21 protein-coding genes are annotated in these 21,828 nt (G+C 67.7%); 12 read left to right on the forward strand and 9 right to left on the reverse strand.

All coding sequences use genetic code 11. The features are described 5' to 3' along the window. Positions 1 to 29 precede the first annotated feature (29 nt). Together AC3WMR_RS24750 and AC3WMR_RS24755 are read right to left on the reverse strand one after the other, a co-directional pair. On the reverse strand, positions 30 to 1,652 hold the full coding sequence (locus AC3WMR_RS24750; RefSeq protein ID WP_492265944.1) for a methyl-accepting chemotaxis protein: 1,623 nt from the start codon (positions 1,650 to 1,652) through the stop codon (positions 30 to 32). A 141-nt stretch (positions 1,653 to 1,793) separates the two neighbouring features. Then, a complete protein-coding gene (locus tag AC3WMR_RS24755) occupies positions 1,794 to 3,203 on the reverse strand; it encodes an MFS transporter (RefSeq protein WP_492265943.1) in 1,410 nt (469 codons plus the stop codon). A 481-nt stretch (positions 3,204 to 3,684) separates the two neighbouring features. Between AC3WMR_RS24755 and AC3WMR_RS24760 the strand changes: the two genes are divergently transcribed. Genes AC3WMR_RS24760 through AC3WMR_RS24775 form a run of 4 tightly spaced genes read left to right on the forward strand, consistent with a single transcriptional unit; the run spans position 3,685 to position 8,337 of the window. Next, a complete protein-coding gene (locus AC3WMR_RS24760; protein WP_492265942.1) occupies positions 3,685 to 4,194 on the forward strand; it encodes a Csu type fimbrial protein in 510 nt (169 codons plus the stop codon). 38 nt (positions 4,195 to 4,232) lie between these two features. Then, positions 4,233 to 4,949 carry a fimbrial biogenesis chaperone gene (locus AC3WMR_RS24765; protein ID WP_492265941.1) on the forward strand — a complete coding sequence of 239 codons (717 nt, stop codon included), beginning with the start codon at positions 4,233 to 4,235 and terminating at the stop codon, positions 4,947 to 4,949. 56 nt (positions 4,950 to 5,005) lie between these two features. Next, the gene (locus tag AC3WMR_RS24770) at positions 5,006 to 7,351 is read left to right on the forward strand and encodes a fimbria/pilus outer membrane usher protein (RefSeq protein WP_492265940.1); all 2,346 of its coding nucleotides are present in this window, start codon (positions 5,006 to 5,008) and stop codon (positions 7,349 to 7,351) included. After that, on the forward strand, positions 7,348 to 8,337 hold the full coding sequence (locus AC3WMR_RS24775; protein ID WP_492265939.1) for a Csu type fimbrial protein: 990 nt from the start codon (positions 7,348 to 7,350) through the stop codon (positions 8,335 to 8,337). The genes AC3WMR_RS24770 and AC3WMR_RS24775 overlap by 4 nt, the downstream gene beginning before the upstream one ends. 15 nt (positions 8,338 to 8,352) lie before the next feature. On the opposite strand, the gene AC3WMR_RS24780 is transcribed toward AC3WMR_RS24775, so the two are convergent. Further along, on the reverse strand, positions 8,353 to 9,327 hold the full coding sequence (locus tag AC3WMR_RS24780; RefSeq protein WP_492265938.1) for a LysR family transcriptional regulator: 975 nt from the start codon (positions 9,325 to 9,327) through the stop codon (positions 8,353 to 8,355). A 129-nt stretch (positions 9,328 to 9,456) separates the two neighbouring features. Between AC3WMR_RS24780 and AC3WMR_RS24785 the strand changes: the two genes are divergently transcribed. From AC3WMR_RS24785 to AC3WMR_RS24795, 3 genes are read left to right on the forward strand one after another with little or no spacing between them, the layout of a single operon-like run. Beyond that, positions 9,457 to 10,440, forward strand: coding sequence for a Bug family tripartite tricarboxylate transporter substrate binding protein (locus tag AC3WMR_RS24785; protein ID WP_492265937.1), 984 nt, complete (start codon positions 9,457 to 9,459; stop codon positions 10,438 to 10,440). 5 nt (positions 10,441 to 10,445) lie between these two features. Continuing rightward, positions 10,446 to 11,639 carry a M20 aminoacylase family protein gene (locus tag AC3WMR_RS24790; RefSeq protein ID WP_492265936.1) on the forward strand — a complete coding sequence of 398 codons (1,194 nt, stop codon included), beginning with the start codon at positions 10,446 to 10,448 and terminating at the stop codon, positions 11,637 to 11,639. Positions 11,640 to 11,669: 30 nt separating this feature from the next. After that, entirely contained in the window at positions 11,670 to 12,419 is a 750-nt protein-coding gene (locus AC3WMR_RS24795; protein WP_492265935.1) for a phosphoribosyltransferase, read from the forward strand. Between the two features lie 62 nt (positions 12,420 to 12,481). On the opposite strand, the gene AC3WMR_RS24800 is transcribed toward AC3WMR_RS24795, so the two are convergent. The 4 genes from AC3WMR_RS24800 to sorA form a co-directional block, all read right to left on the reverse strand. Further along, positions 12,482 to 14,545, reverse strand: coding sequence for a site-specific recombinase (locus AC3WMR_RS24800; protein ID WP_492265934.1), 2,064 nt, complete (start codon positions 14,543 to 14,545; stop codon positions 12,482 to 12,484). 16 nt (positions 14,546 to 14,561) lie between these two features. Further along, positions 14,562 to 16,265: an MFS transporter gene (locus tag AC3WMR_RS24805; protein ID WP_492265933.1), complete on the reverse strand. Its 1,704-nt coding sequence runs from the start codon at positions 16,263 to 16,265 to the stop codon at positions 14,562 to 14,564. Positions 16,266 to 16,402: 137 nt separating this feature from the next. Continuing rightward, positions 16,403 to 16,756 (reverse strand): SorB family sulfite dehydrogenase c-type cytochrome subunit, encoded by a 354-nt coding sequence (gene sorB / locus AC3WMR_RS24810; protein ID WP_492265932.1) that lies wholly within the window; start codon positions 16,754 to 16,756, stop codon positions 16,403 to 16,405. A gap of 10 nt (positions 16,757 to 16,766) precedes the next feature. Then, positions 16,767 to 18,002, reverse strand: coding sequence for a SorA family sulfite dehydrogenase catalytic subunit (gene sorA / locus AC3WMR_RS24815; RefSeq protein WP_492265931.1), 1,236 nt, complete (start codon positions 18,000 to 18,002; stop codon positions 16,767 to 16,769). A gap of 196 nt (positions 18,003 to 18,198) precedes the next feature. Between sorA and AC3WMR_RS24820 the strand changes: the two genes are divergently transcribed. Next, positions 18,199 to 18,603: a ribosomal maturation YjgA family protein gene (locus AC3WMR_RS24820; protein ID WP_492265930.1), complete on the forward strand. Its 405-nt coding sequence runs from the start codon at positions 18,199 to 18,201 to the stop codon at positions 18,601 to 18,603. 116 nt (positions 18,604 to 18,719) lie between these two features. Here AC3WMR_RS24820 and AC3WMR_RS24825 read toward each other — a convergent pair whose 3' ends face one another. Further along, a complete protein-coding gene (locus AC3WMR_RS24825) occupies positions 18,720 to 18,938 on the reverse strand; it encodes a hypothetical protein (RefSeq protein ID WP_492265929.1) in 219 nt (72 codons plus the stop codon). Between the two features lie 234 nt (positions 18,939 to 19,172). Here AC3WMR_RS24825 and AC3WMR_RS24830 point away from each other — a divergent pair, with 234 nt between their 5' ends. The 4 genes from AC3WMR_RS24830 (at position 19,173) to AC3WMR_RS24845 (ending at position 21,028) form a co-directional block, all read left to right on the forward strand. Beyond that, positions 19,173 to 19,904, forward strand: coding sequence for an iron-containing redox enzyme family protein (locus AC3WMR_RS24830; RefSeq protein WP_025139836.1), 732 nt, complete (start codon positions 19,173 to 19,175; stop codon positions 19,902 to 19,904). A gap of 73 nt (positions 19,905 to 19,977) precedes the next feature. Beyond that, positions 19,978 to 20,277: a 2Fe-2S iron-sulfur cluster-binding protein gene (locus AC3WMR_RS24835; protein WP_025139835.1), complete on the forward strand. Its 300-nt coding sequence runs from the start codon at positions 19,978 to 19,980 to the stop codon at positions 20,275 to 20,277. Between the two features lie 50 nt (positions 20,278 to 20,327). Further along, entirely contained in the window at positions 20,328 to 20,663 is a 336-nt protein-coding gene (locus tag AC3WMR_RS24840; RefSeq protein ID WP_492265928.1) for a ferredoxin, read from the forward strand. Continuing rightward, entirely contained in the window at positions 20,660 to 21,028 is a 369-nt protein-coding gene (locus AC3WMR_RS24845; protein WP_492265927.1) for a 2Fe-2S iron-sulfur cluster-binding protein, read from the forward strand. Before AC3WMR_RS24840 ends, AC3WMR_RS24845 begins: the two co-directional genes overlap by 4 nt. Before the next feature lie 23 nt (positions 21,029 to 21,051). On the opposite strand, the gene AC3WMR_RS24850 is transcribed toward AC3WMR_RS24845, so the two are convergent. After that, entirely contained in the window at positions 21,052 to 21,768 is a 717-nt protein-coding gene (locus tag AC3WMR_RS24850; protein ID WP_175193339.1) for a GntR family transcriptional regulator, read from the reverse strand. Between the last annotated feature and the right edge of the window lie 60 nt (positions 21,769 to 21,828).

A 21,828-nucleotide genomic window follows, 5' to 3' on the forward strand; every position in this document is an offset into this window, starting at 1 on the left:
CGGGCCGCCAAGGCGGCCCGTCCGTGCCTTTACGCCGATAGCGCCAGGCGTTCTTGCACCGGCAGGGCCAGGGGCTCGTGGCCGGCATCCCGGCCCGGCAGCCGGAAGGCGCTGACCGAACTTTGCAAGCGCTGGGCTTGCGATTCCAGCGAAGCGGCGGCAGCAGCAGCCTGTTCGACCAGGGCCGCGTTCTGCTGGGTCACCTGGTCCATCTGCGTGACCGCCGTGTTGACCTGGTCGATGCCCGTCACCTGTTCGCGCGAGGCGGCGGCGATATCGCCTACCAGCAGCGTCAGCCGCTCGATCACCGCCTGGATTTCCTGCATGGTGCGCCCGGCGGTCTCGACCTGCACGGACCCGGCCTGCACCGTTGCGCTGGACGCGCTGAGCAGCTGCTTGATTTCCTTGGCGGCGCTGGCGCTGCGTTGCGCCAGCGAGCGCACTTCGCCCGCCACCACCGCGAAGCCCTTGCCTTGCTCGCCGGCGCGGGCGGCTTCCACCGCCGCGTTCAGCGCCAGGATGTTGGTCTGGAAGGCGATGCCGTCGATCACACCGACGATATCCTCGATGCGGCCCGAGTCCTGCGCGATCTCACGCATGGTGGCCACGGCGCTTTGCACCGCATCGCCGCCGCGGCGGGCGACCTGCGAAGCCTCGGCCGCCATGGCGTTGGCCTGGCGGGCATTGTCGGCGTTGCTGGTCACGGTGGACAGCAGCTCTTCCATGCTGGCGGCGGTTTCTTCCAGCGACGCGGCCTGCTGCTCGGTGCGGCTGGACAGGTCCTGGTTGCCTGCGGCGATTTCGCTGGACCCGGTGTTGATCTCGGCCACGCCGTCGCGCACGGCATGCACCGTGCGGGCCAGGCTGGCCTGCATTTCCTGCAGATAGGGAATCAGCTGCCCGGCGCAGTTGCTGCCGAACGTGGCGATGGGCACGGTGAGGTCGCCGCGGCTGATGTGCTGGAAATGCTGCTTGATGTCGTCCAGCGGGCGCCGCACGAAGGCCACGACGTAGCGGTCGCCCAGGAACAGCAGCAAGAGGCTCACGCCCAGCACGATGCCGATGCCCAGGTAGGCGTTGCGGCGTTCGTCGACGGCGCGCTTGCCCAGCGCCTCCTGGCGTTCCTTGGCGTAGGCCTCGTAGTTTTCGATGCTTTTGCCATAGGCCCGGCTGGCGGTGATGACCGGGCCGGCGGCGTGGGCGCGTGCCTTTTCAACATCGTCCTGGGCCAGAAAGCCCCGCTGGACGGCGATACCGCCGTTGACCAGCGCATCGAAGTCGCTGCGCAGCGGGTCCAGAATGGCGGCAGGGGTGTCCCGCTGGGCAGATTCCAGGAACAACGCCTGGTTCTTGCGGGCTTCCTGCACGGCCACGTCGATGGCGCGGCCTTCCTCCGCGGCGGGGGCGGCCAGGCCGTCGCGGGCGTATTCCAGTTGGCGGGACAGGCGCAGGCGGGCCCGCATGATCTGGTCGTTGATGCGGGCAAGCGATGAGACTTCGTTCAGGAGTTCGTTGCTGGCGGCGAGCGCTTCACCGGAGTTGTACAAACCATTTACGCTGATGGCCGATTGGCCGGCTAACAGGACACTGATCATGAGCAGCGTGCACAGGATCATGCGGCGGATGGTGATGTCTTTCAGGAACTGTGTCATACGCGTCTTTCTAGGGTGTAGAGAGGGACTACACCCGGACAACGGCCCCGCCTGAACGATATTTAGCAGGTGTTGCACATCTTACGTATATGTCTGGTCGGTCCTGGAATATATCGACATTAACCGCAATAAACAGGGGTTTCAGCGTGTCGCCGCGGCTTGCGCGGGTTCCACGGCGCCGAAGCGCAGCCGCGCAAAACTGGCCAGGCTGGCCAGCGCCGCGCACAGGCCGCCCAGCCACAGCGACATCACCGCACCGTGCGTGGTCGACACGTTGAAGCACGCGGCCACCAGGGCCGCCCCGGTGGCCTGGCCCAGCAGGCGCACCGTGCCGATCATGCCGCTGGCGCCGCCCGCGCGCGACGGCGGCGCCGACGTCATGATGGCGCGCAGGTTGGGCGACTGGAAAAAACCGAAGCCGGCGCCGCACAGCGCCATGCGCCAGGAAATGTCCCAGGCCGACGGCGCGGCCGGCAACAGCGCCAGCGATGCCATGCCCAAGGCCAGCAGCGCCAGGCCCACGCCGCCCAGCATGCCCGCCGGGTAGCGGTCGGACAGGCGCCCGGCGATGGGCGCCATGATGGCCACCACGACCGGCCACGGCGTGATCAGGAAACCGGTGTGCACCTGGGTATAGCCCAGCACGGTCTGGAACAGGAACGGCAGCGACACGAAGGCCAGCGCCTGCGCCGCGAAAGCGCAGACGGCCGTGGCGGCCGACAGTGCAAACAGCGGCCGGCGCAACAGGTCCACCGCCAGGATCGGGGCCGGATGGCCCGCCTGCCGGCGCATCAGCAGCCACAGGCTGGCAGCCGCCAGGCCCCATTCCAGCGTGACGCGCGGCCACGGCGCGCTGTGCGCCAATTCGTTGGAGCCCAACACGAACAAGCCCAGTGTCGTCGCGCACAGGGCCGCGGCCACGCCGTCAAAGCCGTGCGTCGACCGCGTGGTTTCGGGCAGGCCGCGCAGGCCCAGCACCATGGCCAGCAGGCCGATGGGCACGTTGATCAGGAACAACCAGTGCCACGACCCCAGCAGCAGGATGGTGGACGCCGCGGTGGGGCCGGCGGCAAATGACAGGCCCACCACCATCGCATTCATGCCCATGCCCCGGCCCAGCACCGGTGCGGGATAGATGAAACGCAGCAGGGCGGCGTTGACGCTCATGACGCCGGCCGCGCCCAGTCCTTGCAGGATGCGCGCCGCCACCAGTACCGGCAGCGATGGCGCCAGCCCACACGCGAGCGACGACAGCGTGAACACCACGATGCCCACCATGTACACCCGCCGATGCCCCATGATTTCGCCCAGCGCGGCCGCGGGCAGCAGGCCCGCCACCATGGCCAGCTGGTAGCCGCTGATGACCCAGATGGAACCGGCATCGCTGGCCTGCAGGTCGCGCGCGATCGTGGGCAGCGCGGTGTTGGCGATGGCGGTGTCCAGGCTGGCCATGCAGACCGCCAGCATGACGGCCAGGAGCGCGCCCAGGCGCTCGGACGCCGGCAGGCCCTGGCCCGCCGGATAGATGGTGTTGCGTGAGAACGAGAGCATGAGGAGCCGCGCGGCAAGGCGTCGGCGCCAGGGGGCGCCGACCGGAAGTGAGGGGATCGTCCGTCGATTCTAGTGCGACATGATGATTCAACGCTTCGTCAGCCAGGGGCGGCCGGCCCGACGCCTGGGGTGGGGATATTGCTGCCGCGCCAGATAATGCGACCAGGCGGTCACCCATGGCGTCGGCTGAATAATCCGTCCGAATAATCGTGCGCTGCGGCAATGGCGCCAGATTCAACGGTTTTTGTTACTAGCTGAAATTATCTAATTTGCTGATTTACAACAATTTATCCCATGCTGCCCGAAGCATGCTTTCATAGAGAAACCGCGTCCGCTCGCCGCGGTTTTTTAATCGAATCGGTTAGAAAGGGTAAATAATCCCATTTGAAAATTAACCGAATCGCGCTTCACCGCTATATCCGACGTACCATGTTTCGTATGCAAGTCTGATAGTGCAACAGTATTTCGTGGGGGTGATTTCATGAAACGCTTGTCTTTGTGCGCGACGACTCTGGCCTTGGCGACCGCAGGCGCATTGCCGCTTGCCGCCCAGGCGCAAACCACCGCCAATATGGTGGTGACGCTGACCATCACGGCAAACTGCACCATCGCCGCGAATAATCTCAATTTCGGCAGTCACGGGGTACTGAACACCGCGTTCAGCAATACCACCACGGTCAACGTGACCTGCACGAATACCACCCCCTATACCGTAGGCCTGAGCGCCGGCACCGGCACCGGGTCCACCCTGGCCAACCGGCTCATGAACGGTACGGCCACGGGCAATACGACCTCGACCGTGGCCTACCAGCTATACCAGCCCGCACCCAACCAGACGGTGGTGTGGGGCGACACCGGCACGGCAGACCGCGTCGGTGGCACGGGTAGCGGGGCATCGCAAGCGTTGACGGTCACCGGTACGGTGCCTGCGCAGGCGACCCCGGCGCCCGACACGTATTCGTCCACCGTCACCGCGACGGTGTACTTCTAGTGGGTCGCCCCATCGGAAATCATTCGGGCGGGGACGGCGTGATCCGGTGGCTGGCGGGCGTGCTGCTGGCCGCCAGCGTCGGGCTAGGCGCCCTGCCTGCGCAAGCGGCGACGTTGCAGATATCCCCGGTGCTGGTGGACCTGGCGCCGCAGCAGGCCGCCACCGGCATCATGCTGCGCAACCCTGGGACCACGCCCATCTACGGCCAGGTACGCGTATACGCCTGGGACCAGACGCAGGGCGACGACGTGCTGACGCCCACGACCGAGATCCAGGCCAGCCCGCCCATCATCCAGGTGGCGGCCAAGGGCGAGCAACTGGTGCGGCTGGTGCGGGCGGGCAATGACTTGGCGCCGCTACAGAAAAGCTACCGCCTGGTGATCGACGAGATTCCGGACCCTTCCACCCCGCTGGTCAACGGCGTCGTGTTGCGCATGCGTTATTCGGTGCCTGTGTTTGTTGCTGGCGCCACGCCGGAGCCGACGCCCGAACTGGATTGGCGCGTGACGCGCGCGGACAAGGAATGGGTCCTGCGGCTGGACAACACCGGCACCCGCTACGCCCAGGTGGCGTCGCTGCAGATCTTGACTGGCGCGGATGCGCAGGTGGCGAAAGTGGATGGTTTGCTGGGCTACGCGTTGGCCCAGCGGCAGCGCGAGTGGCGGATACCCGTCAAACACGGCGCGGCCGGCCCGCTGAAAATCAAGGCTCTGGTGAACGGCAACGCCGTCACCGTGACTCCGCGAGTTGACTGACTGATTGCGCTGCGTGCCTGCCTTGCCGGCGGCCGCGGGGTAAGAGAAGGCAGCCCATGGCAGTACGCGCTATCCGTGCTTGCGGGCGCTGCGCATGCCGGTTCGCGCTCTTCTTGATCGGGGCGTCGGCGGCTGCGGCGGACGCGCCCATCCAACTGGTGTCGTTCGGCGATATCGCCGAGCGCGACGTCTATTTGGAGGTGAGTATCAACGGTGTGAACACCACCCAGTTGCTGCGCTTTCGAGATGCGCAGGGTCGGCTGTCGGCCAGCCCTGGCGCGCTGGGATCGGTGGGGGTGGACGTCAGCAAGCTCGGCGCGCCGCAGGACAGCGAGATCCGGCTCGATGAGGTGGCCGGTCTGCGCTACACCTATAACGCCGCGATGCAGTCGGTGAACCTGGTGGTGCCGGACGCGCTGCGCCAGCCCTACCAGGTGGACACGCGCGGGTTGCCCAAGACGCCGCCGGCGACCTCGGGTCGCGGCCTGGTCCTGAATTACGAGGCCTATGCCCAGACCGACGCCTACAACAAGGTGTCGATGTATACCGAACAGCGCTATTTCGATCCGCTCGGCACGTTCAACAACACCGGCACCGCCTATCTGGGCGGCCGCGCCGACCGCTATGTGCGCTACGACACGTACTGGACCCAGTCGAACCAGGACACGCTGCGCACGCTGCGGGTGGGCGACACGATCACGTCGTCGTTGAACTGGTCGCGCTCGGTGCGGGTGGCGGGCATCCAGTGGGGGCGCAACTTTGCGTTGCGGCCAGACCTGGTGACCTTTCCGGTGTCGTCCTTGAGCGCCTCGTCGGTGGTGCCCTCGTCGGTGTCGCTGTACGTGAACGGGGTGCAGCAGTATTCGGGCAACGTGCCGGCCGGGCCGTTCGTGGTGAACCAGATTCCCGGCATTACCGGGTCGGGCCAGGCCACGCTGGTGACGCGCGACGCACTGGGGCGCAGCGTCAGCACGTCGGTGCCCCTGTACATCGACACGCGCATGCTGGCGGCGGGGATGTCCAGCTATTCGATCGAGGCGGGCTTTGCGCGGCGCCTGTTCAGCGTGCGGTCGTTCGATTACGACAAGCGGCCCGCGTTCACGGCGTCTGGCCGCTATGGGTTGGACGACGCGTTGACGTTGGAAGGCCATTCGGAGATGAGTGCGGGGGTGTACAACGTGGGCGCGGGCGCATTGGTGCGGCTGGGGCAGGCCGGCGTGGTCAATGGCGCGCTGTCGGGCAGTGCCGGCAACCATGCCGGCGGGCAGGTCAGCCTGGGCTATCAGTATGTGCAGCCCGCCTTCAGCGTGGAACTGCAGACCGTGCGCGCGCTGGGCGATTACGGCGACCTGGGCTCGCGCGAAGACGTGCCGGTGCCGCGCCAGACAGACCGGGTGACGTTTTCGCTGCCGCTCACGACCTCGCAGAGCATGGCGTTCAGCTACATCGGTTTTCGCATGCCGCAGTCGCCGGCCGCCAGGATCGGGTCGGCGTCCTATACGGCCAATCTGCACAGCCGCGTGTCGATGAACGTGAGCGCGTACAACGACTTCGCCCAGACCGGTTCGCACGGCGTCTACCTGGCCTTTTCCATCCTGCTGGGCGACAACACCCAGATCAACGCGTCGGCCGGCAAACAGGGCGAGCAGAACATCTACAGCGTCGGCGCGCAGCGCAACGTGGATTACGACGGCGGCTGGGGCTGGGGCGTGGAAAATGGCCGCAGTGGCGGCGGCCAGTACAACCAGGGCAAGGTGCAGTTCCTGGGCCGCTACGGCCAGCTGACCGCGCTGGGCCAGGACTACGCGGGCAAGAGCCAGGCGGCGGTGCAGGCGTCGGGCGCGGTGGTGCTGATGGATGGGTCCCTGACGCCGTCACGCCGCATCAACGACGGCTTTGCGCTGGTCAGCACCGATGGCACGCCGGACGTGGCGGTGCTGCACGAAAACCGCAAGCTGGGTCGCACCAACAGCGCCGGGCACTTGCTTGTGCCGGACCTGAATTCCTACCAGATCAACCGCCTGTCCATCGACCCCGACGAACTGCCGGTGGACATGAAGCTGGAGTCGACCAAGGTCGTGGTGGTGCCGCAGGCCGGATCCGGCGTGCTGGCCAAGTTCCAGCTGCAACGCTACGCCGCGGCTTCGGTGGTGCTGCACTTGCCGGATGGCAGCACGATGCCGGTGGGCGTGCAGGTGGCGCATGTGGAAAGCGGCAAGCAGTCGGTGGTGGGGTACGACGGCATCGCCTTCGTCGAAGACCTGAAGCCGGAGAACCACCTGCGCATCAAGGGCGGCGGCGTGTCCTGCGTGGTGGAGTTTCCGTATCAGCATGACCCCGCGCGGCCGTTGCCGACATTGGGGCCGTTCGTGTGCCAGCCGTTGAAGGAGCCGGGTCAATGAAGTCCGCGTTGTTCTTGGTGGGGGCCATGCTGGGACTGGGGTGGTCGGTGGATGCACAGGCGACCACTTGTTCGCTCGGGGCCGGCACGGTCAGTTCGGTCAATTTCGGCACGGTCAATCCGTTGTTGCCCGCCGATACGTTCGCCGACAGCAACACGGTCACGGTGACGTGCAATTTCACGGCCTTGGCGCTGGGGGCGCGCCTGTGTTTTTCCGCCGGCGTGGGCAGTACCAGCCCGTCGGTGGCCGCGCGGGCGCTGGGGGCCGGCGCTTTCCGCATGAACTACAACCTGTACACGGACAGCGGCCATACCCAGGTGTGGGGTACGGCGACGACCAGCGCGCCGACCTCGGTGCTGCTGGCGGGCCCGGCGCTTGGCGGCAATGCGTCGGCATCGTTCTCGTTCTACGGCAAGCTGCCGGGCGGGCAATCGGGCGTGTCGACCATCGGTAACGCCAACACGCTTTACAGCGAGACCTATTCCACGACGGCCCGCGTCGACATTTCCGTCGGCTTGCTGGCCACCCTGCTGATCAATTGCCCGATTGCCGCGCCGACCCAGACGCTGAGTATCCCGCTGAACGTGCAGGCGACGGTGCAGAAGAACTGCACCATCAATGCCACCAATCTGGCGTTTCCGCCGCAAGGCCTGTTGAACCAGGTGGTGACGGCCAATGGCCAGATCACGGTGCGATGCACCAACAACAACGCGTTCTCGGTGGCGCTCAGCGGCGGTTCGGTGGCCAACAACGTGGCGGCGCGCAAGATGAAGCACCAGACCGCGGCAGATACGGTCAGCTACCAGCTGTACCAGGACAGCAGCTACACGACGATCTGGGGCGATGGCGTCACGGGCGGCACGGCGCTGGCTCGCACGGGCACGGGCGCCAACCAGCAGTTCACGGTATACGGCCGGGTGCCTGTCCAGACGACGCCGCGGCCGGGCAACTACAGCGATACGGTCACGGCCACCATTACGTTCTGATGCGGCAGGGGGCCGTCACGTCGCTGCGGCGGCCGTTGCCGCGGCGGCCGTCGCCGCGGCGGCGCGGGTCCGCAGCAGGCTGGCCAGTTCGGTATAGCAGCGCTGCACGGCGGCGCGGGCCTGTTGTTCGGGGGCGCGCGTCATCAGGCTGATGCGGCGCGTCAGCCGCGGATGCTGCAGCGGCACGATCGCCAGGCCGTCGGGACGCTGCCCCTGCGTGTACAGGCGCGAGATCAGGCCGACCCGCAGTCCGGCGCGCACCAGGCTGTAGAGCGTGTCGGTGTAGTTCAGCGTGTCGGTGGCGGCGAGGTCGGCGCCTTGCTGGCGCAGGGCCGACACGATCATCTCGTAGGTACTGCCGCGCGACAGCACGGCCAGGGGTTCGCGCTTCAGGTCCCGCCAGGTGATCTGGCGGCGGCGCGACAGGCGGTGGCTGTCGGACAGCACGGCGACCAGGTCGTCTTCGGCCACGAAGGCTGCCGCCAGGCCCGGCGCCAGCCCGAAATCCAGTCCCAGGCCGATGTCGAGTTCGCCGTTGGCCAGCGCGGCCATCAGCTCATCGTTCAGGTGGTCGGACAGGATCAGCACGATCTCGGGGTGGCGTAGCCGCCACTGCGCCACGGCGGGCGCCAGCAGGTGCATGGTGGACGGGATGCAGCCGATGCGGACGGTGGCGGCCTGGGTGTCCAGCAGGCGCCGCAGGTCCTCGGCGCCCTGGGTGTAGCTGTTGAGCAGCCATTCGATCTGCGCGCGCGCGGCCTGGCCGGCCGGCGTCAGGCGCACATGATGGGTGCCGCGGTCGAACAGGGTCACGCCCATCAGGGTTTCGAGTTCACGGATGGCGGACGACAGGGCGGGCTGGCTCAGGGCCAGGGCTTCGGCCGCTCGGCTGAAGCTGGCGTGGCGGGCGACTTCCTTGAAGCCGCGCAATTGGCGCAGCGTGGGCTGGCGGGCGGGCGCGGCAGGGCCTCGATCGGGCAGCTTGGTCATAGATTTACCTGATGAATCTATAAAAATAACCCATTTCAGTTATGACGCGATGCTGCGTACGATGGCGCCCTCGCCTTCTGCGCGCGCCGGTCGGCCGACGCGCCTTGCCCGTTGCGGATTCACGTCATCATGTTCAAACGCCTGTTCCTGTCTGTCGCCACGGTGGCGGCCGCGCTGTGTGTCGTCCCGGCCGCCTGTGCCGCTGACGCCTGGCCCGCGGCCAAGCCGCTGACCCTGATCGTGCCCGTCAGCCCGGGCGGCAACGTGGACACCACCGCCCGCCTGGTGGCCCAGAAGCTGTCCGAACGCCTGAAGCAGTCCATCATCGTGGACAACGTGGCAGGCGCGGGCGGCGTGCTGGGCGTGGCCAAGGCCACGCATGCGGCGGCCGACGGCTACACGCTGGTGATGGGCTTTGACGGCCCGGTCAGCGTGGCGCGGCTGATCAACCCAGCCGTGAAATACGACGCCGAAACGGCCCTGGCGCCGGTGGCGCTGGTGACCACCGCGCCGGTGGTGCTGCTGGCCCGTCCGGGCCTGCCGGCCAACAACATGCAGGAACTGATCGCCCTGGCGCGCAGCAAGCCGGATACGCTGACCTACGCCTCGTCGGGCGTGGGCACCGTGCTGCACCTGGCGATGGAAGTGATGCAGGAGCAGGCCAAGGTCAAGCTGGTGCACGTGCCCTATCGCGGCGGCGCACAGATCACCAACGATGTCATGGGCGGTCAGGTGGACCTGGGCCTGTTGGTCACCACCAGCGCCACGCCGCTGGTGCAGCAGAACAAGCTGCGCGCCCTGGGGCTGACGTCGGCCACGCGCATCGCCACGCTGCCGGACGTGCAGGCGTTTGCCGAAACGCCCGAACTCAAGGGCTTTGAATTGAATACCTGGACCGGCGTCTTCGTGCCGGCGGGTACGCCGCCCGAGGTGGTGCAACGCCTGAACCAGGAACTGAACGCGGTGCTGCAGATGAGCGACGTGCAAAAGCGCCTGGCCGAGGGTGGCGCCATCGCCGGCCAGGGCTCGCCCGAGGCCTTCGCCGCGTTCCTGAAGAAAGAGAAAGACGTATACGCGCACATCGTCAAAAGCGCCAATATCCAGCAGGAGTAGATGCCATGAGTTTTGCCGTCACCGGCCCCGTGCTGCCCGAGATCCGCGCGATCCAGGACGACATGGTGGCGCTGCGCCACCGCATCCACGCCAACCCTGAGCTGGCTTATGAAGAGGTCGCCACTGGCGACCTGGTGGCCGAGTGCCTGGCGGCCTGGGGCTTCGAGGTGCACCGCGGCCTGGGCGTGACCGGCGTGGTGGGCACTTTGCGGCGGGGCGCCGGCACGCGCCGCCTGGGTCTGCGCGCCGACATGGACGCCCTGCCCATCCACGAAACCACTGGCCTGCCCTACGCCAGCGCCCATCCGGGCAAGATGCACGCCTGCGGCCACGACGGCCACACGGCCACGCTGCTGGCCGCGGCGCAGGCGCTGGCGCAACGCGGCCAGTTTGATGGCACGCTGCACCTGATCTTCCAGCCGGCCGAGGAAGGCCATGGCGGCGCGCAGAAGATGATCGCCGACGGCCTGTTCGAGCGCTTTCCGTGCGATGCCGTGTACAGCTTTCACAACGAGCCGGGTTATCCGGCCGGGCATTTCGGCTTTCGGGCCGGGGCCATGTACAGCTCGTCGGACACGGTGGTGCTGACGGTCAGCGGCGTTGGCGGCCACGGCGCCATGCCGCACGTGGCGGTGGACCCGGTGGTGGCTGCGGCCCACATCGTGCTGGCCTTGCAGACCATTGTGTCGCGCGAGATCGATCCCAACGACATGGCCGTGGTGACCATCGGCGCTATTCACGGCGGCGATGCGCCGAACGTGATTCCCAAGAAGGTCGAGCTGCGACTGACCGTCAGGGCCCGCAAGCCCACGACGCGGGCCCTGCTGCGCGAGCGCATCACGGCGATTGCCACGGCCCAGGCCGCGGTGCACCGGGCCAGCGTGACGGTGGATTACCGCTGGCGCTATCCGCCGGTGGTGAACGATGCCGGCGCCACCGAATTCGCGGCCGCCGTGGCACGCGACTGGCTGGGCGAGTCGCTGGTGATTCCCGACCTGGAACCGCTGCAGGCCAGCGACGACTTCGCCTTCATGCTGGAAGCGGTGCCGGGCAGCTATTTCATCGTGGGCAACGGCGAGGGCGAAGGCGGCTGCATGGTGCACAACCCCGATTACGACTTCAACGATGCCATTCTTCCGGTCACCGCCAGCTACTGGGTCAAGCTGGCCGAGGCCTTCCTGGCCGACGGCGTGCGCTGAGCGCCGCCGGCCGCCCTGTTCCTGAACCGCATGACTGCTAATGATGTCCAGGGCGAGCACGCCCCTGAGCCTGACTTCCTGACGTTCGACGCCACCACCGGCTACTGGCAGGAGATCGTTGCCGCCGACACGCTGGCGATTTCTGCCGAACCGCCCTACTCGCGCGGCTATCCGGCGCGCCTGCCCGACGGCCGTTATCTGGTGCTGCCGCTGCGCGCCGTGCCGGCCGATCCGCAGCGTTGCGTGGCGTCGTTGATCGCCAACCACGCCAGCCTGGCGGTGGTGGAAACACTGGCCGGCTTCATGGCCGAACGGGCGCGCGCCTTTGGCGCCGAGATCGTGGTGGGCCTGCCCACGCTGGGGCTGGCCTTCGCGCCGCTGGTGGCACGCGGGCTGGGCTTTTCGCGTTACGTGCCGTTCGGCTATTCGCGCAAGTATTGGTATGACGAAAGCCTGGCCGTGCCGGTGCGCTCGTTGACCACGCCGGATGCCGGCAAGCTGCTGTACGTGGACCCGAACCTCGCGGATATGCTGCGCGGGCGGCGCGTGCTGGTGGTGGACGATGCGGTCAGCACCGGCCAGACGATGGCGTCGGCCCTGACGTTGCTGCAGCGCTGCCAGGCACAAGTGGCCGGCATCGTGGTGGCCATGTGCCAGGGCGAACGCTGGCGCACGCGGCTGGTGGATGCCCAAGGCGCGCCGATTCCGCTGGCCTGTGCATTCGAATCGCCACGCATGCAGCGCGTGGCGGGCGGCTGGGCGCCGGAGGCAGGCGCGTAGCGCCGCGTCGAGTTCGATCTTCGACGCGCGCGGCGCCGCCTGGCGTACGCGCGCGGCCCCGGTCAGGCTTGCGGCGCCGCCGGCCGCGGCTTGACTGGCCAGAACAGCGTGGCGGGCCGCTGCCAGATGCGTCGGCGCACGCCCAGGGCCAGCGCTTGGCGATCGCCGCGGCGCAGGTTGCGCGAGCGCAGCGCCACGTTGAAGGCCAGTGCGAAGCTCACCCCCACGTTCAGGATGCCGGTCAGGGCGGTGCCGGCCACCGCCATCCAGAACGCGTGCGTGTGCACGACTTCCCAGCCCAGCGCGCCGATGGCCGATCCGATCTGGCCGGCGGAAAGCGTCACATGGCGCACTTCGACGTGCGGCCCGAAGAAGCTGACGATGGCCGGCCCCAGGCCCAGCATCAGCCCCAACGAGACATTGCCGGCGATGCCGGAGATATTGCGCTGCCAGAATCCCGCCCAGCGGGCCGCGCCGCGCGTGCCGAACAGGTGGCGCACGCGCCGGTCGTAGGCCATCACGTCGTGCACGCGGTGCAGGGCGAACCAGTTGTCGGCCCACCCGGCGACCAGGCTGGACAGCCACAGCAGCACGCCGGTGGCGGCGGCGTAGATAGGCGTGGGGCCCCAGGCTGAAAACGAGTCGAGCGTGGTCTGTGCTTTCTGCGCGTCGATCAGGGGTCGGTTCAGCGCGTTCTGCGCCACCCATTGCACCGCCCAGGCCAGCGGAAACACCACCGCCAGGTTGCCCAGAATAGCCGCCGCGTTCGAGCGGATCATGGACAGGGTGTCGTCCAGGAAGGCCTCGCGGCCCTCGGGGGTGTTGGCTTCGTCCAATCGGTGGGCCAGCGCCGGGCCGGTCATGGCGGGCTGCTTGGTGGCCAGCGTGAAGTGGGCGAAGTGGATGACGAGAAAGCCGCCCGCGTAGTTCAGCGAGGCCAGCAGGCCTTCGATGAACTTGTCCAGGTGCAGCGAGACGATGAAGAACTTCAGGTACACCGTCAGCACCATCACCAGGCCGCCGCCGGCCGAGGCCTTGAGCATCGTCAGGTATTCGGCCGGGTCGCGCGCGATGTAGTGTTCGCCGGTTTCGGCGGTGCGTTCCATGACGCGGCGGGCCAGTTGCGCGAACGACGAGGCCGCCAGGTGGCGGATGCTGCTGCGAGCCTGGGTCGAACGGATCAGTTCGGCGGCCAGGTGCACGTATTTGTGGCGCTGGGTGGGGTCGACCCATACGCTCAGCAGCAATTCGATGCGCGCCAGGCGCAGCTTCATGCGTTCGATCTGGAAGACGACTTCGACCGACACGCCGTTCTGTTCCAGTTCGGCATAGACCTGTTGCGAGGCCGCGCGGCAACTGTCGAGCAGCGCCCGGAACACGTTCAGGCGCCGGCCGAAGACCTCGCGCGGGGTGTCGGGCGCGCTGTCGCACAGTTCGGCGGCGGCCGTTGCCAGCGGAAAGAAGGGATTTTCCCGCACGCGGCCGGGCAGGCGCGAGCGGATGTCCTGGCTCAGGCCCGTGGCGCGCACCTGGCTGGCCAGCACCTGGATGCTGCTGGTGAGCGCTTCCTCGAGTTGACGGGGCGGCGGTTCGGGGGCGGCGGGGTCAGCGCGTGTCACGCCGTCGCCGTGGCGTAGCAGCAGGCGCATGCGCGTCAGCGTGTCGTCGTCCAGCGCTTCGATCCACGAGGCATCGTGGGCCTTGCGGAAGATTAGCGAAAACAGGCCGAACATGTCGCTGCGGTTGGGCGGCGGCGGCAGCAGCCGGGCCTGCGCGCGTTCCCAGAATTCGCCCCAGAAACCGGGGTGTGAGGCCACGCCGGTGTCGCACAGCAGCGAGGTGGGGTCGTTGTCGGCGATCAGCGAGCGCAGCGTGGCGGCGACGGGCGTGGCCAGCGCCGGGTTGTGCTCCAGCACCTGCAGCACGTAGCGCAGGCGTGCATGCTGCGGGTGGCGGCCATCGTCGGCCGGGGCACGGCCTGGCCGGTCGATCCAGCGGCACAGGTCCACCATCCACAGATTGCGCTGCGCCAGCGGAGCGTCGGGGTCGGCGCCGGCCAGGATCACGTCCAGGGCAGGCCCGCCATGGCCCGACGCCCGCCATTTACGCCAGAGAGAGGTCAGCATGGTCGGGCCTTGTCGGTCAGAGGGATTCGGGTTCGCGGCGCAGCGAGAAGCCCTGGGCTTCGTTCATGGCCAGGTAGCTGACGTTGCGCGACACCACCGGCGGCTTGTCGCCCGTGTGCAGCGCCCGCAACTGGTCCAGCACGATCTTGTCGGCCAGCGTCAGGCGGTCGAGCATGCGCAGGTACTGCATCCAGCTTTCCACCAGGAAGACTTCGCGCCAGACGCCTTCGCGTTCCAGGTCGCGAAACAGCTGCCATTGCTGCGCGCCGTTGCGCAGCCGCAGCTGGCGCAGCGGACCAGCCGCGCCAATGAGTTCGGATAGTTTTTCCTTGGGAATCAGGTATTCCACCGCCACCAGCACCGCGCCGTGCTGGGTGTTGAAGCCCGCGGCCGACAGGGCCGGTTCGGTGCTGTCGGCGCGCGCCAGCGATTGGGTGTCGACCTGTTCGGGCAGGCGTGAGCGGTACAGCAGGGCCACGGTGATGCCCAGCATGATGCCGGCTGCCGAGAGGGCGCCGGACACGCCCATGGTGCCGGCGAAGTGGCCCCACATGAACGAGCCGGCCGCCAGCCCGCCGAAGATGGCGGTCTGGTACAGCGCCAGCGAGCGCGCCTTGACCCAGTCTGGCACCAGCATCTGCACCGTGGTGTTGTAGGTGGCCAGCACGCCGATCCAGCAGCCGCCGGACAGCAGCAGCGCGGGAAAAGCGACCCACAAGGTGGTGGTCGTGCCCAGCGCCACCAGGCAGGCCGCGAGCAGTCCCGCGGCGGCGCTGACCAGCCCGCCGGCGCCCCAGGCGGCTTGCAGCCGGCGGACCACGGCGCTGCCCAGGATGGCGCCCACGCCCAGCGCGCCCAGCATGTAGCCGTACAGCAGCGCGTTGCCGTCTTCGTGGCCATAGGCCAGCAGCGGCAGCAGCGCCCACAGGGCGCTGGCCGACAGGCCAAAGGCAAAGGCCCGCAGCATCACCAGCCGCGTCACGGTGGAATGCTGGGTGTAGCGCAGCGCGGCGATCACGCCCTCGAAGAGCCGTTCGGGCGGCAGGCGCCGTTCGGGAATGTCGCGGCGCCAGCGCCAGATGGCCCAGATCAGCCCGGCGTAGCAGACGCAGTTCAGCAGGAACACGGTGGGCGCGCCCGTGGCGCCGAGCAGCAAGCCGCCGATGGCCGGGCCGACGGCGCGCGCCACGTTGAAGTTCACGCTGTTCAGCAGCACCGCGCTGCCGACGTGGGCGCGCGGCACCTGTTCGCCCACCGCGGCCTGCCAGGCGGGCGTGACGACGGCGCTGCCGATGGCGATGCAGAACACCGAGATGATCAGGGTGACCGGGTGCAAGAGGCCGGCGAACGCCAGGATGGTGATGAAGATGCCGCCAGCCAGTTCCAGCAGCATGCCGGTGAGCATGACCTTGCGGCGGTCGTAGTTGTCGGCCAGCACGCCGGTCAGGATGGACAGCGCCACCAGCGGGAAGGCCGCGGCCACCTGGATCATCGCCACCATCAGCGGGCTGCTCTGTTCGGTGGTGATGACCCAGGCGGCGGCGACGGATTGCGCCCAGGTGCCCAGGTTGGCGAACAGGTTGGCGATCCAGATGATGCGGAACGCGGGAAAAGCAAAGGGGGAAAGCGTGCTGACCCGCAGGACGGGTTGGGGGGCGGCTGCGGCCGCCTCGGGCGGGGCGGCGGCCAGATCGGTGTTGGCCGAGACGGGCTGGAGCATGTAGGCCTCTGGGAACCCCGGGGAACGGCGGGCGGGGCCGTCCAATGGTACGCCTAATAGGGGTCCCGGTTAAGTCGAGGCAATGGCCGCAATGTGAGGGATTGCGACGCCGCCCGCGAGGGGCGGCGGGGGCCGGTTCAGGGCTTGGCGGGCGCCTTCGGCGGCGGGTAGGCCTGGTTCAGGTATTGCACGATCAGCGGCACCTGGTCGGCCGGGATGGGGGCGCCGTAGGTGCCGACCATCTTCTTGACCTCGGCTTCCCAGAAGCCGATCGGCATGGGCGGTTGCGACGACAGGTAGTCGACCGAGTGGCACATCAGGCACAGGGCGGCGCTTTGGGCGCCGGGGCCGGTGCCGGGGTGGAGCGTGGCGGTCTCGGTGGGCAGCTGGATGTCCAGGGCGACGGCAGGCGCGCTAGCACCGGCGGCGGCCAGCGTCAGGAGCAGGCCAGCCAGGCGGACGGGGCAAGCGGCGTTGGGGGATCGGGTCATGGCGGGCTCCTTACGCGGCGTCGACGTGCACGGTTTCGACCCCATTGCGCATGTAGCCGGACGGGTTCCAGAGTGGGTCCAGCGGCTGGGTTTCTCCAGCCATGTTGGTGGCGCGCACTTTCAGGGCATAGGCGCCGGCTTTGTCGGGCGTGAACTCGGCGTGCCACTCGCGGAAGGAATAGCGCCCCAGGTCCTGGCCCAGTCTGGCGGCGTGCCAGGTCTTGCCGCCGTCGGCCGAAAACTGCACCTCGCGGATGCCATGGCCGCCGTCGAAGGCGATGCCGCGCACCGGTACCGGCCGGCCGCGCGCCACACGGGCGCCGTCGGCCAGGCTGGTGATGAAGCTGCGCACGTTGTAGCGGCCGATGGGGCGGGTTTTCTCCGGCGCCTTGCCCGCGGGGGTGCAGGCGCAGTCGTTGTCCGGGATGCGGTAGGCCTTCTGCATCCAGAAGCCGTCGAATTCGGCGTCCAGCACCTTGATGTCGGCCAGGTGCTTGACCCAGTAGGTGCCGTAGTAGCCCGGCACCACCAGGCGCACCGGAAAGCCGTTGAGCATGGGCAGGTCGGCGCCGTTCATGGCGTAGGCCAGCATGACCTCGCCGTCCAGCGCGTGAGCCGCGTCCAGCGCCTTGACGAATTCGGGCGTGCCGGGCAAGACGGGGCGGTCCAGCCCTTCGAAAGTGACCTGGCGGGCGCCGGCCTGGATGCCGGCCTTTTCCAGGATGCGCTTGAGCGGAATGCCCAGCCAGCGGGCGTTGCCCATGGCGCCGTTGCCCAGCTGGCCGCCGCCCACGCGAGGCTCGAAAAAGCCGCGGCTGTTGCCGGAGCACTGGGTGACGGCCACCAGTTCGACCGGCGCGCCGAATTGCTGCTTCAAGTCGGCCAGCGACAGTTCCAGCGGCGTGCCGACCTTGCCGCTGACGCGCAGGCGGTAGGTGGCCGGGTCGATGGCGGTGGGGATGTTGCCCAGGTGGTAGCGCACGAAGAACGCGTCGTTGGGCGTGATGACGCCGTCGTTGAACACCGCGAACGGCGTTTCCAGTTGCGGCGGCCGCGAGGTCTGGCGGATCAGGGGGCGCTTCTGGGGGTAGGCGATCAGGTCGCGCTCGCCGTTGGCGAACGGCAGCGTGACGGTGGCCGGGGCGGCCAGGCTGGTCAGGGCGTGGCCGGCCAGCGTGCCGGCGGCGCCCACGGTACAGGCTTGACGCAGGAAGCGCCGGCGCCCATCCGGATCGAATGTGCTCATGCTTGTCTCCTCGTTGTTTTCTAGTACCCTGCCCCTCGCGGCGCGGTCGGATCAGGCTACGCCTGACGGGCTGACAACGGGGTGAACAGCACCAGAATTGTCACGTTCGCCGTTCCAATAACCGAGTTTTTCGCACGATATGCCCCAGCAAGCGCCGGCCTGCCCGCCGCCCGCGCAGGCAACCGCCCCTGGCCACATGATGAGACTACTGACCTTCAACCGATCCGCCTTTGTCGCCCTGCTGGCCGTAACCCTGCTGGAAGCGCTGATCGCCACCCTGGGCAAGCCCTACCCGCTGTTGCGCGGTTTCGTGGGGGATGTGGTGGCCGTGGGCTGGGCGTACCTGGTGTATCGCAGCTTCATCCGCGCGGGCGTGCTGCCGCTGGCGGTGGCGGCGCTGCTGACCGGCTATGCGGTGGAGTTCGGCCAGTACCTGGCCCGCTACCTGGGCTGGCGGATCGAGCAGCCGGTGCTGCGCATCGTGCTGGGCAGCGTGCCCGACTGGTGGGACATGCTGGCTTACACACTGGGGTTCTTCCTGGTGCTGATGTTGGCCGGGATCAAGCGGCGCTGGCAGCGACAAGCGGCACCGCACGCCTGAGGGGGGGCAGCCTGGCCTGCCTGCTTCGTGCAGGACGGGCCGGCTGTCGCGCTTCATCCCAGGCGCTTTGCGCCAAGCGTTTCACCACACGCATCAGGCGCGGCCTGTCAGGCGGTTCAGCCCGCCTGCCCCACCGGCGCGTCATTGCGCCCTTTGTTTTTCTGGCCCGTGGATGCGGCCAGCGGCTGCAGCCGTGCGTTGCGCAGCGGCGCGAAGCATTCCGACCAGGACTTGGGCAGCAGGGGCGTGGCGTGGCGTACGGCGTCGCGGCGGGCGTAGTGGGCCAGCAGTTGCTGGCCAATCGGGGCGTCTCCCAGGGGATGGCGGTTCGTCATGGTATTTCCGTATTGCATTGAAAGTGTATTCATTGTACCGCACTGCGCACGCTTTGATCAAACCCGACTCGGCGCTGCAAGTCCTTGATAACAGAGGGTCGGTCCCTTTATATGACCAAAACGGACGGGAATACCCTAGGCGACTAAAACGGTAGACGGTATACAATGTTCATCATCGGCCAAGGGCAGCATCCGGCCGGCCCCCCTCTCCCCCCATAGGACCTGGAGCGCGTCATGGCAGAATTGATGAACCGAGATGAATTTCGTAGCGCGTTGGAAAACGCGATCAAGGGCAAGAGCGCCAACGCTTCGCCCTTTTCCATTGCCTGGGCTGAAGGCAAGCTCAGCCGCCAGCATCTGCAGCGCTGGGCGGAAAACCACTACCACTATGTCGGCCCCTTCGCCGACTACCTGGGCTACCTTTATGCCCGCACGCCGGACACCTACACGGAAGCCAAGGATTTCCTCCTGGCGAACATGTACGAAGAGGAAATCGGCGGCGACCGCCACACCGACCTGCTGATCCGCTTTGCCGAAGCCTGCGGCACCACCCGCGAACGCGTGACCAACCCCGACAACATGTCGCCCACCACGCGGGCGCTGCAAAGTTGGTGCTACGCCGTGGCCATGCGCGAAGACCCCATCGTGGCCGTGGCCGGCCTGGTGGTGGGCCTGGAATCGCAGGTGCCGTCCATCTACCGCAAGCAGACGCCGACCCTGCGCGAGAAATACGGCTTTACCGACGAAGAGGTCGAGTTCTTCGACCTGCACATCGTGTCCGATGAAATCCACGGCGAACGCGGCTACCAGATCGTGCTGGAACACGCCAACACGGTGGACCTGCAACAGCGCTGCCTGAAGATCTGCGAGATCGGCGCGCAGATGCGGTTGCTGTACACGACGGCGCTCTACACCGACTACGTGCAGCAGGAAGTGGCGCTGCCCGAGCTGGGCCTGGCCGCCTGAGCCCCTGGCCGTGGCGCCGCCTGCGCAACCCGCGCGGGCGCTGCCGCGGCCGCTGACACGGATATCCCGACCCATGCCCACCGTTGTATTCCACAAAGGCGGCCAGACCTACACCGGCGTGGTGCAGGACAACACAAACCTGGTCGTGCGCGCCGGCATCCGGCAGTTTCCCTTTCCGCACCTGCGCTACGAGTGCGGCATGGGCAAGTGCGCCAAATGCGCCTGCCGCGTCCTGTCCGGGGCCGAGCACCTGCCGCCCGTGAACTGGAAAGAAAAAAAGCAGCTGGGCGATCGTGTCGACGACGGCTATCGGCTGGTCTGCCAATTGTGGATCGGCCACGACGTCGAACTGGCGCAGGACACGGAAGGCTAGCGCCTGTCGCCGTGGCCCCAGACCCGACCGACCCCCACCAGGAAGCCCGCATGAATCCAGGCGATGCGCCCTATGTGATCCTGACGACCAAGCCCGGCGTGTTCCGCACCGAAGCGGGCGAGGGCGCCGAGATCATCGAAACCTATGACTACACCTGCGGCGGCCGAACGCGCGCGGTGTTCAGCATTGCACGGCTGGCCGGGCCGACCCGGCTGATCGTCACCGAAGAGACGCCGCCGTATGTCGTGAACCGCGTGCCGTCCAAATTCCTGGATCACTTCGCCTCGATCGAGGCCGCCCGCCGCGAGCTGGATCACCTGACGCGATTCGGCAGCAGCGACACCACTTTGACGCGACGCGCCCACCCCGTCGCCGCGGAGCATTGAGCAGCATGGTCACCATCACTTTTCTTTCGAACGGCGGCAAGGTCGTCACCGCACCCGAAAACAGCAATTTGCTGCGCGTGTCGCTCAAGGAGCGCGGCGGCATTCCGTTCAAGTGCGGCGGGGGCCTGTGCGGCACCTGCAAATGCCGCATCGAACAGGGGCTGGAAAACACCGACGCCATCAAGCCCAAGGAACGCAAGCATCTGCGGCCCGAGGATTTCGAGGCCGGCTACCGCATGGCGTGCCAGACCTTCGTGCTGGGCGACGTGGCCGTGTCGTGGGTGGTGCAGAACGGCAAGGGCGTGGTGCAGGCCGCGGCCAGCGCGTCTGCTGCCGCGGAACCCGCCGCGCAGGCGGACTCGTGAACGCGGAATGACGCGCCGGCCGCTCAGGCGGCCGACGAGTGCGCCTGGCGCGTTTCGGTGTAGGCCTTGGCGGCGTTGTGCACGTGCTGGCTGGCCAGCAGGGCGGCCAGGTCGCCGTTGCCGGCGATGACGGCGTTCAGGATCTGCGAGTGTTCGTCCCAGTTCTGCTTGGCCCGGTGCATGTTGCTGGGCGCGAACAGCAGCGCGGTGCGGTCGCGCAAGGATCTCATCAGGTCGGTCAGCACCACGTTGCCGCCGATGGTGGCCAGCATTTCGTGAAACTGCGAATTCAGCGCCAGGAACTTGTCCAGCTGTTCGCTGCGCGCGGCCTCGGTGCCCTCGCGCAGGAAGGCCTGCAAGCGTTCCACGGTTTTGTCGTCGCGGCGCTGCGCCGCCAGCTTGGCGTTCAGGCCTTCGAGCGTGGCGCGCACTTCGACCATGTCGTAGGCCACCGCGTCGGATAGCACCGACACCGACGCTCCGCGGCGCGGCTCGATGGTGACCAGGCCTTCGGCGGCCAGCGCCCGCAGCGCTTCGCGCACCGGGATGCGCGACACCCCCATTTCTTCGGACAGGCGGCCTTCGACCAGGCGGTCGCCCGGCGTGAATTCGCCGCTGAGAATGCGCTCGCGCAGCTTGTCGCGGATGACCGCGAACAACTGCGGATGCTGCTCGCCGATCTTCAGCGGGGCAGAAGGCTGCGTGTCTACGGCTTGCGGGCTGACGGGCATGGTGGTCATGGCGAGCGGGGTGGGTGGAATGGATACAGTCTTCATTGTATTACCGGGTTGTATCCGCGG

The organism is Achromobacter sp. FW305-C-28, assembly GCF_058783235.1.